This is a genomic window from Nocardioides sp. JS614, assembly GCF_000015265.1.
Classification (GTDB): domain Bacteria; phylum Actinomycetota; class Actinomycetes; order Propionibacteriales; family Nocardioidaceae; genus Nocardioides.
Genome location: NC_008699.1, coordinates 61,477 through 77,780 on the forward strand (window position 1 = coordinate 61,477; position 16,304 = coordinate 77,780).

Below are 16,304 nucleotides of genomic sequence, written 5' to 3' on the forward strand. Positions count from 1 at the left end.
CACCTCGGCGGCATCGCTGCCGTGCCACCAGCCAACGGCGCTCGAGCATCGACCCTGTTCCGTTGAAGAACTTGTCCCTGGTGGTCGTGGTTCCTCGGTTGACGACGCCGCGTCGCGAGAGAGTCCCGATGGAACGCGGCGGGGCGATGCTGTGTCAGCCAGCCTGGGCGCGTGTGACGACCCCACGCACACCGTCGCGCAGAGCCTCAAGCTCCTCAACCAGCCGCGGATCAGCGTCGCCAACAAAGCGCAAGACAGCGTCCACGCGCCCGAGCGCCGCTACCGCCTGCGCGATCACCGTCTCGTCGCTCACCGCTTCCTCGTCGAGCTCATCGGCTGACCGGCCGAAGGCCAGGACATCGTGCCGGGAACGCCGCGCGAGCTTCTCGAAGTGCTCGACCGTCGCCTTCGCGCGCTTGTAGTCACGGTCGGCCAGCCGTCGACAAGTCTCGGAGCAGTAGTCCCGTTTGCGACCGCGCCCCACGGATTGCCGGAACTCCTTCCGGCACTGCGGCCGAGCGCACAGATCGGGGAGGTCGAACTGGTCGTCAACGGCTTCCCCTGCCAGCGAACGGACGTGCTCAGCACCCTCAGCCATGACTACCTCATAGGTCGCGCGGATATGACGGCGATTCCATGTCAACTTTCGCTCAAACGCCAGAGATTCGGCGGTCGACATGCCACAACGCACGGCAAAGGTCGCGCGAAATCACCGCGAAGTCCGCCAGCAATGCCGAACTTGCTCGCGCGGAATGGGCGTGTCGCCGGGAATCGTCGGACGTCCCTGCTTCCATGAGGAGTGCGGGTCGAGCCCACGAACGCATCGCGGGCGCCTGGTCGGCTAACCAGACGCCCGCGGCACGCGAGGTGATGCATGCGGTGTAGCTCCTGCATCTCATCACCGGACGAGCCAGACCCACAAGATGAGAGAGCAGGAGAACAAGATGAGCAATGACAACCGCCGGCACGTCGTGCCGAACCCGGACGGCGGGTGGGACGTCCGCGCCCCGGACGCGCAGCGCTCCAGCGCGCACACCGACACCCAGGCCGACGCCATCAGCCGAGCCCGAGACATCGTCGGCAACGCCGGTGGTGGGGAGGTCGTCATTCACGGACGCGATGGCCGCATCCGCGACTCCGACACCGTCACGCCCGGCAACGACCCCAACCCGCCGCGCGACAGGAAGTGAGGCGGAGCCATGCAGTGCCTGCCTCGAGCTCAAGCAGAAGACAGGTAGCGGCGTCGGATACGGCGGGACCCCGCGATTCAACTAGTCGATAGCAAGCCTCCAGGCCGAGCACGCCTCGGCTGGTCCGTCCCACCGGGTGGCCGGGGCTATGGGTCCTCCGAGTAGCCCGCCGGCGCAGGAGACCTCGAGAACGGGACCGTCGACGACGACTCGGACGGGGCCGCCTGGCCAGGGCATCGACTGAGCGTCGACGCCAGGACGCTCGAGGTGGATCCTGCCCTCAGTTGCGCGCAGGGTGGCGCTCTTTCCGAGGTCCGAGGCCAGCACGAGCTCGGCCTGGCTGGCGGTCGGGTCCCACTCCAGGTCGTAGGCGCGGGCGTCGGCACCCGCCGCCAACGCGTCGCCGCGCGCCTCGGCGAGCGCGGCGTGAGGCTCGGCGACGAGCCGGTCATCGCGGACGGTCAAGGAATAGGGCAGGCTCAGGCAGCTCGCCCAGCCGTCGTCTGCATCGCTCACGCCGCGCATCCAGAACATCAGACACGGAAGCTCGTCCTCATCGAGGAAGTAGGACGGGGCGTAGTAGGAGTCACCGAAGCTGAGTTGACCCCATTCGGTCGGCATCAGCTTTCCCGCGCTGTAGGAGTCGCGGTCGCCAAGGGCGTAGCCGGCATAGTGCAGCACGTCGTTGTCCCAGACGGAGCTCACCATCACCCAGTGGTCGTCGACCTCGAAGACCTGGGGGCATTCCCAGAGCGCTCCCATCCACACCGGGTCCTTCTCTTTCGTGGACCTCTGGAGGGCGATGCCCTCATAGATCCAGGACGACAGGTCCGGCGAGGTGTAGGTGAGGGCGAGCGCGTCACCCTCCCGCGTCGCCGCGCCGATGAACATGCGCCAGCCCGCCGCGTCGCGAACGACGAAGGGATCGCGGAATGCGATCAGATCGAGCTCGTCGGGAGGGGTGACGACGATGTCACCCTTGCTCCAGATCTCCCACGAGTCGTCGGCCGGGGTGGCGAGGCGGACGCGACCCAAGCCGAGGTCCGGTTGGGCGACCGAGGTGTAGAGGATGGTGGCGTCCTGGCCCGTCAGAGCGAGGCTTCCCGTCCAGATGCCGTCGTCCCCGTCTCCAGGGGCGATCGCCACCCGGTGCCGCGTCCACGTGAGGAGGTTCGAGCTCGTGGCGTGGCCCCAATGGCAGTTGGGCGCCCACACCATGCTCTCGGGGACGTACTGGTGGAACAGGTGATACCGGCCGCGGTGGAAGGTCAGGCCGTGGGGGTCATTGATCCAGCCGGCGTCTGCAGTGAAGTGGACCAGGGGCCGCATCAGTTGCCCTCGCGTTCCGCGTCGTAGGAACGCCGGATGGCCCGCGCCTGGTCCACGTTGCCGCGTTCCCAGTCGTCCACCTCGCCTCGGCGCTCCTCGCGCAAGGCGTCCCGTGCCTCTACGAAGCGACGCATCCGCTCGTCGGCCCGCTCGCGAGCGGTGCGCTGTTCGTCGCTAAGTTCGGGCAGCGGAGCCTCGATCACGCGGTTCACCGGTCGCAGGGGCAGCCGGTCGTCGACGTCCGGCACCTCGAGCACGGGCGACGGGAGGGTCTGGTACCAGTACGCGGTCGACGACCAGTCATCGGAGAGATGGTTGCCGTGCCCGTGCTCGAAGGTGACCTTGATGCGCTTCTCGAACCGGATGGGGTCGACCATGTGGAACCGGTAGCTGTGGTGGAACCCGGGCACGTCTTCCTCGTGGACGATCGTGCCGTTGAACTGGTAGGCGTTGCGCTGCATGCCCCACGCGTGGCCGAAGTAGTCCTCCATGCCGGTGCCGTGCAGGCTGGGCGGCCACGTGTCGTCGTCGATGAAGATCATGTCGTCGCCTTCGCCCCACCAGGACCCCTGGAAGTGCCGGACCGCGAGGGTGCAACCGACGTAGTGGCCACGGCCCTCGGTCTCGAGCGCGACGTAGTTGTCGGCACCGGTCAGGTTCGGGATCGTGGTCTCGATGCTGTTGGTCTGCAGGTCAGGCCCCCAGCCGACGTTTGGGAGGGCACGCCGCCAGTGCGCGTGGAAGTACACCGTGTCCTCCGGCAGGGCCGTGGGGGACAGTTCGTAGTCGATGTAGAAGTACTGGAGGTACGGGATGTCGTTCTGGTTCTCGACCACTACGCGAGCCCGCTTCGCGAACGGCATGCGGAAGTAGGAGTTGAACGCAGCGCTGCCCCCGAAGGTGTGGAGCTCGGGCTCCTTGGCCGAGACCGAGAGCGGCAGTGAGTCGTAGCTGCCGGACAGCGAGTTCATCAACCCGAAGAAGTCCCCCAGTGGGGCGATGACGCTGGGCGTCTCCTGGTCGTCCCAGTAGATCTTGAACAGGATCTTCCGGTAGTAGTCCGGGTCGACGACCTCCCAGTTCACCCCGAGCGCGTTGTGAATCTCGAGCATGGGAACCCCCACGCCCGCGGGGTCGATCTGGCTCGGCCCGGGTTGGATCCGGCAGGACTGGGTCATCCAGATGTGCGTGATGAAGCCCGGCCCCTCGAGGTCGGCAAGCGTGCGCTCCTCGCCTGGCATGACGATCCAGTTGTCCCGGTTGCGTCCCGTCTGGTCGAAGCTGGAAGCGCGGGCCGTGCGCCCGGGGCGGGCCAAGGTCAGCTCGCCCAGGAGGCCGCCGCGGAAGTCAGTACTCATGATCGTCCTTTCAAGTGCCCACGGGGCACGGTTGCCGTCGAAACGTTTGCGCGCTTGACCATCGTAGAACTCGACCGATGCCGTGCGCAACGGCGGGCCAACCCGCTATGTTGAACAGCAGGAAGACGACGCAAGGGCCAACTGGCGGGCGACGTACAAACGTTTGAATGGAGCCTTTATGGCCACGATCGTGGAGGTTGCGCGGCTGGCGGGTGTGTCGACGTCGACCGTCTCTCACGTCCTGAACGGCACGCGGAATGTCGAGCCGAAGACGCGCAAGAAGGTCGTCGAGGCGATCGAGAAGACCGGCTACCGACAGGACGCTGTCGCGCGCGCCATGCGCCGTTCGCGGACCGACAGCATCGGCCTGGTCGTCTCCGATGCCGGGGAGCCGGCCTTCGCGGACATGGTCCACGGGGTGGAGCACGCGGCCGCCGCGCGCGGGCTCACGCTCCTCCTTGCGAACTCTGCTGAAGATCCGGAGCGCGAGACTCGCGCGGTCCGAACGCTCCTCCAGCGGCGGGTCGACGGGTTGATCGTGGCGCGTTGCCCGCGCTCGTCGAGTGAGGTGGAGGGCCAGATGTCGCACGCGACGCCGCCTGTCGTGCTGCTCGACCGCGTCTTCGATAGAGCCCCCTGCGATCAGGTCGGTGCCGACAACCGCGAGAGCATGCGACGCCTGGCTGAGCACCTGCTCGGCCGCGGCCACCGCCGGTTGGTGGTCGTGGCTGGTGACACGCGTGTCCCGACCCTCACCGAGCGCCTCGCTGGCTTCAGGGACGCGATTGCGGCGAGGTCTGATGTCGACGCAGCCATCTTGGAGGGGGCGGAGGCGGAGCCGCTTAAGGCAGGCCTCGTTGAGTCCATCGCTGCCGGTGGCCGAACGTGCGTCATCACGGCCAGCAGTCCCCTGGCCGTGATGGCCCTGCAGTCGCTGCGCGACCTGCACCTGGCCGTCCCAGAAGACATCGCATTCGCGACGTTCGACGGTTTCCATCACTCGGATCTGTTCCGGCCCTCGATCACGACCGTGCGCCAGCCTGCTTTCGACATGGGGGTTGCCGCCGTCGGGCTCCTGCTGGAGCGGCTCGAGTCGCCCGACGCCAGCCCGCGGATTACCCGACTGCAGCAACGTCTCGAGCTGCGGTCGTCGAGCGAGGACTACGTCTTCGCTGCTCTCGGCGCAGGGAACTAGCTGGTCCGGTGGAACCGCTTGACACATGTGACGGCCGACATTACGTTGGGCGAAACGATTCGCGCAAACGTTTCGATATCTCGGTGATCTAGTCCCACTTCACTCCGCCTCTCCTGAAGGAAACGCCATGATTGGTCGACACCTCGTCAGTCGGCGCCGGCGCCGGATCGCCGCCGCGGCGCTGGCAGTCTCGTCGCTCCTCGCCCTCGCGGCATGCAGCAGCGCGAGCGACTCCAACAACGCGGACGGCAAGACGACGATCACGTTGTCCATGCAGAACCCCGACGTGAAGACGGCCGACCCAGCTACGTGGGCCATCGTCGAGGCGTTCGAGAAGGCCAATCCCGACATCAAGGTCGAGGTCAGTGGCCAGGCCGTAGCCGAGCACCTCCAGAGCCTCTCCATCGCCGCGCAGAGTGACACGCTCCCGGACGTGTTCTGGGTGTACAAGGCGACCGCCGAAGACATGCTCGAGGCCGGCAAGCTGATGGACCTCAAACCGACCTTGGACGAGCTGGGGATCACGGAGAACCTGCCGGAGAGCACCGTCGCGAACTTCACGGCCGGCGACCAGATCTACGGCGTTCCCTACCAGGGGCTCCTCACCGGTCTGTGGGTCAACAAGAAGATCCTGGCCGACAACGGGCTCGAGATGCCGAGCACATTCGACGACCTCGTCAACGTCGCTCAGGAGCTGAGTAGCAAGGACGTCGTCACCATCTCTAACGGCGCGAACCAGTCGTCGTTCAGCGTCTGGTCCTTCCTGGTCTGGCTGGACCGGTTCGGTTTCGAGGACAAGATCAGCGGCATGCTCGATGGATCGGAGAGCTACGACAACCCTGACTTCGTGCGTATGTACAAGCACATCGCCGAACTCCGCGACGCCGGTGCTTTCGCCTCCAACGTCTCCACGCAGACCTACCAGCAGGCTGTGGACCAGTTCCTCCAGGGCAAGGCCGCGATGCTCGACGCCGGGGTCTGGGCATCGAGCGCCATCCAGGACTCCCCTGTGGCAGCGGACACGGTGTTCTGGAACGGCGCCACCTTCGACGACGGTGTCGGTGATCAGAACATCGTCATGAACGTGGCATCCGCGCCGCTCGTCGTGGACCACAAGGTCGCAGATGACCAGGACAAGCTCGACGCAGTCAAGGCGTTCCTGGACTTCTACTACGGTGACGAGGCGCAGCAACTCCTCGTTGACAACGGCCAGCCGCCTGTGACGAACTACGAGCCGCAGATCGACGCCACCAAGCAGAGTGTGCTGAAGTCGGCCTTGGATGTCGCCACCGACCCGTCTCTGAGCAGCCCGCAGTCTCAGCCCGACCTGCTGGTGTCGACGGCCGTGGCGAGCGCGATGTACGACAGCATCTACGGCGTGATCCAGAACCAGCTCTCCCCCGAGGAGGCCGTGGCGCTGGTGCAGAAGGCGCTCGACGCCGAGTGATGACGGGGCGCGCCCGCTGACCGCATGGCGGGCGCGCCCCACCCCCCGCGATCCTCAACCTTTCAACACTCGCCCGGACCACGCGGGCCTCGACGCCTACCAGATGGGACGACCTGAACGATGATCTGGATCAGCTCCCGCTGGAAGATCGCGTTGATGCTCGCGCCGGCGCTCATCCTCTTCACCGCGTTCTTCGTCTACCCCGTGGGCTACGCGATCGCCTACAGCTTCACTGACTCGGCCGGCTTCGGAGCCGCGAAGTTCGTCGGTCTCGACAACTACCTGGCGCTGAAGGACGACCCGTTCTTCTGGCAGTCCATGCGGAACACCATCGCCATCCTCGTGGTCAGCGTCGCGCTCCTCATCCCGGCATCCTTCGGACTCGCACTCCTCCTCCGCCGGCGCATCAGAGGTGGCGGTGCGTTGCGCGCCCTGGTATTCGGGCCAGCGATCATCGCGCCGATCCTGGTCGGCCTGATCTGGGTCTTCATCCTCGACCCGAAGATCGGGCTGCTCAACCGTGCTCTCGAGCCGCTGGGCGTCGAGCCCATTCAGTGGATCGGCGGGAACACCCTGACCCCCTACGCGATCTCCTTGGTCTTCATCTGGAGCAGCGTCGGCTTCGCGATGACGATCTTCTACGCCGGGCTGCAACTATTGCCCGGGGATGTCATGGAGGCTGCCCAGCTCGATGGGGCGGGCTCCTGGCAGCAGCTGCGGTTCGTGACGATCCCGATGATGAGAGAGACCTTCGCCATCGTGGCCATCTTGTTGATCACGAACGTCTTCAAGATCTTTGAGCTGGTCTACATGCTCACCGGCGGCGGTCCGGTGCACCGGTCGGAGACGCTGGTGAGCTACATGTACTTCGTCACCTTTACCAACCAGCGCTACGGATCCGGGATGGCGATCGCCGTCGTGATCTTCGTGCTTGGGGCGCTCACGTCCCTGGCCTACCTCGCGGCCGCGCGGCGACGGAGCCTCGCATGAGTTCACGGCCGCGGACACCGCCCCGGCGGACCGCCAGCAGACGCCCGTCCGACACCCACCGATGCAGCGAGCAGCCCCATGACGACACTGACTGACACCGAACGCTACCGACGCAGCCCTGCAGTACCCCATGGCGGCGACCGGCCGCGACGCACCGGGCTGGCCATCACGGGCGTGGCTGCCTACCTGATCACCTTCACCATCGTCCTGCCGATCCTGTGGATCGCCCTGCTGTCATTCCAGCCCAGCGACACGATCCTCTCCGACCCGTTCTCGCTCAACAATCTGACCTTCGAGAACTACCGGAACGCAATTGCCAACCTCCCGTTGGCGCAGATGTACAAGAACACCATCATCGTCGCGCTCGCGTCCGTCACGCTTGGCGCCGTCGTGTCCTTCATGGCTTCGTTCGCGCTCACCCGAATGGTCTTCCGCCATAGGCGAGCCCAAGACTCCGTCCGGTTCTACCTGCTCGCGGGACTCGCCGTACCGGTCTACGTGCTGCTCTTCCCGATCTACCGGCTCGATCTCGCGCTGGGGATCTTCGGGACCTACGCCGCCTTGATCCTCCCCTACATCGCGGTGTCCATCCCCTTCAACACTCTCCTCATGACCGGGTTCCTCCGGGACTTCCCGGCCGAGCTGGAGGAGGCCGCGATCATGGACGGTGCGGGGCTCCTCCGGATCTGCTGGTCGGTGGTGCTTCCGACGATGAGGCCCGTGATCGCCACGATCCTGATCTTCAACGTGGTCTACGTGTTCAACGAGTTTCCCTTCGTGTCGATCCTCATCAACGACCCCGACCTTGCGACGGTGTCGCTCGCCGTATCGAAGTTCCAGGGGCAGTACACCGTCGACTACGGCGGCATGATGGCAGCGGCCACGCTAGTGCTGCTTCCCCAGCTCGTCATTTATGCCTTCTTCCAGCGCCACGTGATCGCGGGCCTCACGGCCGGTGCCGTCAAGGGCTGACGATGTCATCGATTGAGCGACCGGACGTCCTCGACGACGCCTCCGGTCGGGACCAGCAGTGAACAGCCCTGGCGTCCTCGTCATAGGCGAAGCCCTGATCGACATCGTCGAGGCGCCCTCCGGAGCGGTCGCCGAGGCGCCGGGCGGCTCGCCATTGAACGTCGCCGTCACCCTCGGTCGCCTCGGCGTCCCGGTCACTCTGGCGACGGCACTCGGTGATGACGAGCGAGCCGACCGCATCCAGGCCCACCTCGCCGATTCCGGCGTCGCTCTCGCCGCGGGGGCGCGTACGCTCGACCGGACCGCCTCCGCAAGAGCCCGGATGCAGAGCGACGGCTCGGCACTCTACGACCTGGACGTCACGTGGGACCCGGCTACGCCCGACCCGGGCGGCGCCACCGCGATCCACGCCGGATCGATCGCCCTCTTCCAGGAGCCCGGCGCATCTCGCGTAGGCGACGTCCTCCGACGCGCGCCAGCCGGAGCGATGATCAGTCTGGACCCGAACATCCGACCCTCACTACTGCCGGGACGGCGACGCGTCGTAGCCCAGTTCGAGCAACTCGCGGCGCTCGCTCACCTGGTCAAGCTGAGCGATGAGGACGCGGCCTGGCTGTACCCCGACCTCACCTGGCGTCAGGTCGCCCAGCATCTCCTTCGGCTCGGGCCCACGCTCGTCGTCGTGACTCGGGGCGGACAGGGAAGTCATCTAGCGGCCGCCGGGATCACGGTGGACCGTCCAGCCATTACCAGTGTTATCGCCGACACCATCGGGGCCGGTGACTCCTTCATGGGCGCTCTCATCCGGCAGGCGCTGGCCCTGGGAGTGATCGACAGGCTGGTTTCTCGCAGCGCCCTGGGGTCGCACGACCTGGTCACCCTCGGGGACGCGGCAGGACTGGTCGCCGCCGTCACCGTCAGTCGAGTGGGCGCCGACCCGCCCTGGGACTGGGAGATCGACGCGGCGCTGACGGAGTGATTCCCCTCATCGGGTGGCCGTTCTGGGAAAGCCCTTAGATCCAGGATCCATGGCCCGGGCAACTGCTCTGAGCGGCTCCGCCTGCGACCCTCCCGGATCCACCCGGGGACCACCGTCCTCGGTATCCCCGACGACTCGCGATCCAAGGCGCGACGCGGCGCCACTGACTCGAAGTCTACGGCCGGCCCGGTTTAGAGACGCGGCGGACGACCACAGCTCCAGCCCGTTGCATTCCCGGCCGGCCGCCGGCGCCGAGCGCCTTCGCGCCGGCCGATGACAGGCCGCGGCAGAAGACCACGCGACTGGAGGCTGAGAACCCGGCGTTTGTCGGCAACGCTCGAAACCGAGGCCGACTTGAACCGCCCCGGGATGTCCGGAGACTTCATTAGTTGGAAGAGGATGAAGTCATGGCACGTCCCAGCAAGTACCCCCGGGAGCTGCGTGAGTGCGCGGTGCGGGCGGTGGCCGAGTCGGTCGCGCAGGGCGAGTACCCCACCGAGTTCGAGGCGATCCGAACGATCGCTGCTCAGCTCGGGATCGGATCATCGGAGACGCTGCGCAAGTGGGTGCGTCAGGCCGAGGTCGATGGGGGCACTCGTCCAGGCAAGACGACCGAGGAGCTCGCTGAGATCCGGGAGCTGAAGAAGAAGGTCGCCGAGCTGGAGCGGGCGAACCAGATCCTGAAGAGCGCCTCGGCCTTCTTCGCGGCGGAGCTCGACCGCCAACCCCGGTACTGATCGAGTTCATCGACCAGCATCGCGATCTGTACGGAGTCGAGCCGATCTGCCGGGTGCTCACCGAGCACGGGTTCAAGATCGCTCCGTCGACCTACTACGAGGCACGCACCCGGGCACCCTCGAAGCGGGCGCTGCGTGATGCCGAGATCACCGAGTTGATCTGGGTCGCGCGCGAGCACCGGTTCCGGGCCCGGTTCGGTGCCCGCAGGATGTGGCTCCACCTGCGCGCACAAGGCCACGACGTGGCCAGATGCACCGTGGAACGGCTGATGGCCACCCAGGGCTGGGCCGGCGCACTGCGGGGCAAACGAGTCCGCACCACGATCCCCGCGCCGGCTGATCCGCGCCCGGCCGATCTGGTGGACCGGGACTTCACCGCACCGGCCCCGAACCGGCTGTGGGTCGCGGACTTCACCTACGTCGCGACCTGGTCCGGCACGGTCTACGTGGCGTTCGTCTTCGACGTCTACTCCCGTCGGATCGTGGGCTGGCGTGCGGCCACACGGATGACCACCGATCTGGTCCTCGACTGCCTTGAGCACGCGTTGTGGACCCGTGATCGTGACGGAGTCCGCGACCTGACCGGGCTGGTGCACCACACCGACGCTGGCAGCCAGGGCGAAATCAACCGGTCGTCGCAACACCTTGATTTCGGAGGTGTTCGAGGATGGCGACGAAGGACTGGAGCAAGAAGACCAGCGATGCGCCGGAGGGGCTTCGTCGGCAGTGGCGTGCTGATCGGGCGCTGAGGCCGGCGATGCGCTCGCCCGGGCGACCGGACCCGTCGCGGGTGGTGCAGCGACAGTTCTGGCGGCAGATCGCCACGGGCGTCACGACGGTGGAGGCGTCGATGGCCGTGGGCGTGTCGTGGCCGGTCGGTGCTCGCTGGTTTCGCCACGCTGGCGGCATGCCGCCGATCTCGCTGGCCGAGCCCACCGGCCGCCACCTGACCTTCGAGGAACGCGAGGAGATCGCGATCCTGCGCGCCAAGGACAAGGGCGTGCGCGAGATAGCCCGTGCGATCGGGCGTGACCCGGGGACCGTCTCACGCGAACTTCGTCGCAATGCAGCGACTCGTGGCGGCAAGCAGGAGTACCGCGCTGGCGTAGCGCAGTGGAAGGCACAGCAGGCGGCGAAGCGTCCCAAGACCGCGAAGCTCGTGACCAACGAGCGGTTGCGTGAGTACGTGCAGGATCGGCTCGCCGGCAACGTCCGCCGTCCCGACGGCACGATCGTGCCGGGTCCGACACCGCCGCCGTGGAAGGGCCTGAACAAGCCGCATCGCCGGGACAGGCGGTGGTCGACGGCTTGGAGCCCGGAGCAGATCGCCCAGCGCCTGAAGGTCGAGTTCCCCGATGATGAGTCCATGCGCATCAGCCACGAGGCGATCTACCAGTCGCTGTTCATCGAGGGCCGCGGTGCGCTCAAGCGCGAACTGGTCACCTGTCTGCGCACCGGGCGTGCGCTGCGGGAGCCGCGGGCCCGGTCACGGAACAAGGCACAGGGGCACGTGACCGCCGATGTCGTTCTCAGCGAGCGCCCCGCTGAGGCAGACGACCGGGCCGTCCCTGGCCACTGGGAGGGCGATCTGATCATCGGCACGGGTCGGTCTGCGATCGGCACCCTCGTCGAGCGCAGCAGTCGCTCAACGCTCCTGGTCCATCTGCCGCGACTGGAGGGCTGGGGTGAGAAGCCGTACGTCAAGAACGGGCCATCACTCGGTGGCTACGGGGCCGTCGCGATGAACACCGCGCTGACCGCGTCGATGACCAAGCTGCCCGAGCAGCTGCGCAAGACCCTGACGTGGGACCGTGGCAAGGAACTCTCGGGCCACGCGTTGTTCGCGGTGGCGACCGGCACGAAGGTGTTCTTCGCCGACCCGCACTCGCCGTGGCAGCGACCGAGCAACGAGAACACCAACGGCCTGTTGCGCCAATACTTCCCCAAGGGCACCGACCTGTCGCGCTGGTCCGCCGAGGACCTGGAGGCCGTCGCCTATGCGCTCAACAACCGGCCCCGCAAGGTCCTCGGGTGGAAGACACCCGCTGAGGTCTTCGAGGAGCAACTACGCTCCCTTCAACAACCCGGTGTTGCATCGACCAGTTGAACTCGCCCAGTACACCTCGTTCGCCTTCACCAGCAGGCTCATCGAAGCCGGCGTGGATGCCTCAGTGGGTTCCGTGGGTGACGCCTACGACAACGCTCTGGCCGAGTCCCAGATCGGGATCTACAAGACCGAGCTAATCCGCCCCGAAGGCCCCTGCGAAGCGTCGAGCACGTCGAGCTCGAGACCCTGAGCTGGGTCGACTGGTTCAACACCGAGCGCACCCACGAGTCCATCGACGACCTGACACCTATCCAGGCCGAGGAAGTTCACTACGCTGCACGAAACCGTCTCCTCCCGACCGGGTAGAGACACCGAACGAAGTGTCCGGAAACCCCGGGCGGTTCAACTCGACGCTCGAAAACGAGGCCACAGGTTCGTTGTCGCCCAGTCTGCCGTGTCTTGGGTCTTGATGCTGGGCAGGGCGTCGATGCCGCGGTTGCGTAGCGCTGCGGATGGGCGTTGCGGCAACGCGACCGGTGAGGAGACCCCATCGTGTGCGGCGAGTTGATCGCCGTGCGGACGCCGGATGGGACTACGCATCGATCACCTTCATCGACCGCGTCGCCGAGGAGGGCATCCGGCCCTCGGGTGGGTCGGCCGCTGATGCGCATGTCAACGCCCTGATGGAATGCGTGACCTGCCCGTTCAAGACCGAGCAGGTTACGCCTGACTCGTGCCACGGGGGTGTGTCACTGAGCGTTGATCCCGAGTGCGTCGAGGATGCCCTCGACGGTGGGCGTGATCGGGTCGGCGGCGATGTGTTCGTGGCAGGCGATGCGGACGCTGATCTGCTGGATCGGGCGCAGGGTTTGGACGATCTTCTTGATGCTCAGCTCAGTGACGTTCTGCAGGTGGCGGTCGATCGCGAGGGCCGCGAACACGATGGTGAGGTGGGCCTCGATCGCCTGGCGGGTGTGGTGTACATCGGCCGTGCAGCCAGGTCGGTCTTGGACATCCGGAAGGACTGCTCGACGTGCCATAGGTCGTGGTAGCTCGCCATCACCTCGCCCGCGGGCATCAGACCGACTTCTATGTTGGTTACGTAGTCCTTCAACCCGACCAGTTCACGCGCTGTGGTCAGTGAGGCCTCGTCGACCTCGGTCGCGCCGTTGCGGGTCTTGACGAACCGCGGGGTCCGGGCGGTCTTCTCCCCGGCCACGACGGCACGGGCCTTGTTCTCCTGCAACGTGAGCGTCTTGCCGTCCCGGGCGGCGCGTTTAGCCGAGTAGGCCCACACCGCGCGCCACGACTTGGCACGGCCGGATCCCAGACCGGCTCGGCTCGACGCTGAGGGTCGCTGGTCTGCAACCCGGTGCCGCCCTGGTCGCGTGGGGTGATGGTGTCGATGATCTGTCCGTCGGTGAACGCGGTGCCGTGCCAGCGGAAGTGGGACTCCAGATCCTTGGGTGCCCTGGTCACCCGGGAGCCGACGATGAACCGCAACCCGGCCTCGTCGAGGTCACGCAGGTTCGATGAGGACAGCATCCCGGCGTCGGCGACCACGGCCATGTCCGCGATGCCGTGACGCTGCGCGAACTGCTTGACGATCGGGATGATCGTCAGCGTCTCGGCCTTGTCGCCCTCGAAGCAGCCGATCTCGAGGGGGAAAGCCGCGCCGATCCACCAGCAGGCCGACCACGATCTGTGGGTCGACGCGGCGCTCCTTGGAGTAGCCGACCTTGCGGAGCTCGTCTTCGTTGTCTGCCTCGAAGTGGAGGGTGGTGACGTCGTAGAGCACCAGACTGACCTCCCCCCGCTGCTGCGGGCGTGGGTGAAGCAGGCGGTGGCGATCTGGCCTCGGTAGTCGCGCTTGGGCTCGTTGCAGTGCCCGGAACATCGTGCGCAGCGAGGCCGGCGCCACGCCTATCTCGTTCGGCACCCGCACGGAGTCAGCCTTCGAGGTCGGCTCGATGATCCGCGCCAGCACGAGTTGGGCGAAGGCCTCGTCAGCGATGGCGTCGAACCCGAGCCGGGTGTACGCCTCGGTGAGGACCTGCCACAACAGCGCGGATCGCTCGCTAGTGATCAGGCCAGGACGCTGTGGCACGCCCTCATCCTCAAGCCCGAGGCCGTCGAGGTCGAGAGCTCTTGGCCCGCGTGCAGCCGTCGGCGTGCCTGAGACATCAGCGCAGCCAGCTCGGCGTCGGTGCGGGCGGTAGCCACATGCTCGACCACGACGTCGCGCCCATCACGGCGCTCAGCGAGCTGAACCTTCGTGCTGCCCGACCGCCCCGGAGCCTTCCGCACGAACACCACCAGCGGACCCTACCGACCCCCGGGGTGTGTCGATCAGGGCCGCCCGCAAGGCGCTCACCTGCGAAGACAACGACACGATCATCGCTCCGCGGTCACGTGGCACGAGTCAGGCCTGATGGAATGCGTGACCAGCCCGTTCAAGACCGAGCAGGTTCCGCACCACGACCTTCGCGGGTGACCAGTCTGGAAGGGTCTGAGTCCGGGCAGCCAGCGCTTCTGGCTGCCCGGACTCTGTCAACCCGTGAGGTGCGTCAGAGGCACGAAGCGGGGCCCATGCTCAAGTCAGCATTGCGCGTCCGGACATCTGTCACGGCGTTGCCACGAAGGACATGTTTCCCCCGCTCAGATCTTGGAGTTGGGCCGCCGTGCCCGACCAGAGAACCTTCGTGGCCGTGGAACTCGCGTCGAGCACGTGGCGTACCGCGACGTTTGACGCCAACTTGTTTGTGGCGAGGAAGTTGCGGGCCCCACCTTTGACTAGGACGACCGTGGGGGTGGCTCCGGAGGGGACGATGTTGGCGGCCGGCACCTCGAACGCGAAGTGATTGGCTGTGACGGAGTTGTCGTTGCCGTTGAGATGGACCATGCCGAAGAGATCGTCATTGCGGGCAGGGCCACCGTCGCCGTACTTGCGACGGAAGTGGTTACCCGAGATCAGCTGCTCGTGGCACGGAGTTTCGTGAACGATCATTCCGGAGAAGTTGCTGACGAACTTGTTGCCAGTAATCACTGCGCGATGGACATTCTTCATCTGGATCCGAGCGCCCCACAGGAGACTGTTCCCGCTGATGACACAGTCCTCGTTGTTCTCGATGAAGATGGAGTTCCCAGCCCACGCGCTAATCAGGTAGTTGTTGGTGATCTTTCCGACGATGGAGCTGTCTGTCAGCTGGATGGAGCTGCCGCACTCAGCGATGAAGTTGTTGGTGATGTTGAAGGCGTCGGCATTGCGGATGGTCAGTGCTGTGTTGAGGTAGACGAAGCCCATCCCCTCGATTCGAAGGGAGTCGGTGTCGTACTGCGACTTGATGCCGATCTTTCCGTTTCCAGGAATGTAGGGCTTGGTACTGCTGACGCCGTCGATGCAGAAGTCCTGAAAGACGATCGAGTTGAGTCGGCCGTTCGTCCCTGGGTCGGTGGCCCGGTTGACGAGGAACCCGACCTGGTTGTTGTTCGCGATCTGCACATGGCTTGAGCCCGGGAGAGTCTCGACCCAGGCCGAGTGGTTCACGTCGTCGCGGATTGCTTCGGACATGAAGCCATGCCCGGAGCCCTTGATCGTCAGGAAGCCAATGTCGATGTTGGCTGTCGTCTGCAGGGTGTAGTGACCGGGAGGAATGTAGATGACGGCGCCAGGGCGGGTCGTCTGACTGTTCTGCTGGCTCTTGATGTCAGCGATGATCTGGTTGATGACCAGGCCGATATCGGTGTAAGGCGAGACGGTGGCGCCGGTCCAGGTGGTGACGTCGTAAACGGTTGTTGCCATGTTCTCGTACCTCCTGCGGACTAGATCAGGCCGACGATGCGGCTGTAGGCGGGCGGCGGTTGCCAGGCGGCGACCTCGGCGCTCGCGGGAGCGACGGACCCGTCGCCGACACCGGCGAACTGGTTGATCAGGGCGGTGGCGGCGAGGACCTGGAGGACTCGACGTCGTGAGACAGCGACAGTCGTTGCCGCTTTGAGCGGCGCAAACGTTTCGATCACGGTCATGCTCGTCAGAGTAGAGACGGGCCCAGGGTTTAGC

15 protein-coding genes, 2 pseudogenes and 1 other annotated feature are annotated in these 16,304 nt (G+C 66.1%); of the genes and pseudogenes, 10 read left to right on the forward strand and 7 right to left on the reverse strand.

Annotated elements, in window-relative coordinates:
* Positions 1-154: 154 nt before the first annotated feature.
* Positions 155-679 carry a hypothetical protein gene (locus NOCA_RS01660; RefSeq protein ID WP_140404201.1) on the reverse strand — a complete coding sequence of 175 codons (525 nt, stop codon included), beginning with the start codon at positions 677-679 and terminating at the stop codon, positions 155-157.
* A 265-nt stretch (positions 680-944) separates the two neighbouring features.
* On the opposite strand from NOCA_RS01660, the gene NOCA_RS01665 reads away from it, so the two are divergent.
* Positions 945-1,190 carry a DUF2188 domain-containing protein gene (locus tag NOCA_RS01665; protein WP_041546026.1) on the forward strand — a complete coding sequence of 82 codons (246 nt, stop codon included), beginning with the start codon at positions 945-947 and terminating at the stop codon, positions 1,188-1,190.
* Positions 1,191-1,271: 81 nt separating this feature from the next.
* On the opposite strand, the gene NOCA_RS01670 is transcribed toward NOCA_RS01665, so the two are convergent.
* Both NOCA_RS01670 and NOCA_RS01675 read right to left on the reverse strand, forming a co-directional pair.
* Entirely contained in the window at positions 1,272-2,519 is a 1,248-nt protein-coding gene (locus NOCA_RS01670; protein ID WP_011753556.1) for a glycoside hydrolase family 32 protein, read from the reverse strand.
* Positions 2,519-3,877 (reverse strand): glycoside hydrolase family 172 protein, encoded by a 1,359-nt coding sequence (locus NOCA_RS01675; protein WP_041546027.1) that lies wholly within the window; start codon positions 3,875-3,877, stop codon positions 2,519-2,521. The genes NOCA_RS01670 and NOCA_RS01675 overlap by 1 nt, the downstream gene beginning before the upstream one ends.
* A 178-nt stretch (positions 3,878-4,055) precedes the next feature.
* Here NOCA_RS01675 and NOCA_RS01680 point away from each other — a divergent pair, with 178 nt between their 5' ends.
* The 9 genes and pseudogenes from NOCA_RS01680 to NOCA_RS28105 form a co-directional block, all read left to right on the forward strand.
* On the forward strand, positions 4,056-5,072 hold the full coding sequence (locus tag NOCA_RS01680) for a LacI family DNA-binding transcriptional regulator (RefSeq protein ID WP_011753558.1): 1,017 nt from the start codon (positions 4,056-4,058) through the stop codon (positions 5,070-5,072).
* A 127-nt stretch (positions 5,073-5,199) separates the two neighbouring features.
* On the forward strand, positions 5,200-6,519 hold the full coding sequence (locus NOCA_RS01685) for an ABC transporter substrate-binding protein (RefSeq protein WP_011753559.1): 1,320 nt from the start codon (positions 5,200-5,202) through the stop codon (positions 6,517-6,519).
* Between the two features lie 120 nt (positions 6,520-6,639).
* Positions 6,640-7,509, forward strand: a complete 870-nt coding sequence (locus NOCA_RS01690) for a carbohydrate ABC transporter permease (protein WP_011753560.1) — start codon at positions 6,640-6,642, stop codon at positions 7,507-7,509.
* A 78-nt stretch (positions 7,510-7,587) separates the two neighbouring features.
* The gene (locus NOCA_RS01695; protein WP_011753561.1) at positions 7,588-8,481 is read left to right on the forward strand and encodes a carbohydrate ABC transporter permease; all 894 of its coding nucleotides are present in this window, start codon (positions 7,588-7,590) and stop codon (positions 8,479-8,481) included.
* A gap of 58 nt (positions 8,482-8,539) precedes the next feature.
* Positions 8,540-9,460, forward strand: a complete 921-nt coding sequence (locus NOCA_RS01700; protein ID WP_011753562.1) for a carbohydrate kinase family protein — start codon at positions 8,540-8,542, stop codon at positions 9,458-9,460.
* Positions 9,461-9,867: 407 nt separating this feature from the next.
* The gene (locus NOCA_RS01705) at positions 9,868-10,197 is read left to right on the forward strand and encodes an IS3 family transposase (protein WP_011753563.1); all 330 of its coding nucleotides are present in this window, start codon (positions 9,868-9,870) and stop codon (positions 10,195-10,197) included.
* Positions 10,155-10,283, forward strand: a sequence feature (AL1L pseudoknot). (Overlaps the previous gene by 43 nt.)
* A pseudogene (locus NOCA_RS01710) lies at positions 10,251-10,817 on the forward strand (IS3 family transposase); the annotation flags it as partial. (Overlaps the previous feature by 33 nt.)
* 47 nt (positions 10,818-10,864) lie before the next feature.
* Positions 10,865-12,304, forward strand: coding sequence for an IS30 family transposase (locus NOCA_RS01715; RefSeq protein ID WP_011753564.1), 1,440 nt, complete (start codon positions 10,865-10,867; stop codon positions 12,302-12,304).
* A gap of 4 nt (positions 12,305-12,308) precedes the next feature.
* Positions 12,309-12,610, forward strand: a pseudogene (locus NOCA_RS28105) (integrase core domain-containing protein); the annotation flags it as partial.
* Between the two features lie 383 nt (positions 12,611-12,993).
* Here the strand turns inward: NOCA_RS28105 and NOCA_RS27880 are convergent.
* The 4 genes from NOCA_RS27880 to NOCA_RS01735 form a co-directional block, all read right to left on the reverse strand.
* Complete coding sequence (locus NOCA_RS27880) at positions 12,994-13,284, reverse strand: hypothetical protein (RefSeq protein ID WP_197687623.1); 291 nt, start codon at positions 13,282-13,284, stop codon at positions 12,994-12,996.
* A 479-nt stretch (positions 13,285-13,763) separates the two neighbouring features.
* Positions 13,764-14,351, reverse strand: coding sequence for an IS1634 family transposase (locus NOCA_RS27885; protein ID WP_197687622.1), 588 nt, complete (start codon positions 14,349-14,351; stop codon positions 13,764-13,766).
* A 516-nt stretch (positions 14,352-14,867) separates the two neighbouring features.
* On the reverse strand, positions 14,868-16,046 hold the full coding sequence (locus NOCA_RS01730; protein WP_011753565.1) for a fructotransferase: 1,179 nt from the start codon (positions 16,044-16,046) through the stop codon (positions 14,868-14,870).
* Positions 16,047-16,066: 20 nt separating this feature from the next.
* A complete protein-coding gene (locus NOCA_RS01735; RefSeq protein ID WP_041546028.1) occupies positions 16,067-16,270 on the reverse strand; it encodes a hypothetical protein in 204 nt (67 codons plus the stop codon).
* Positions 16,271-16,304 lie beyond the last annotated feature (34 nt).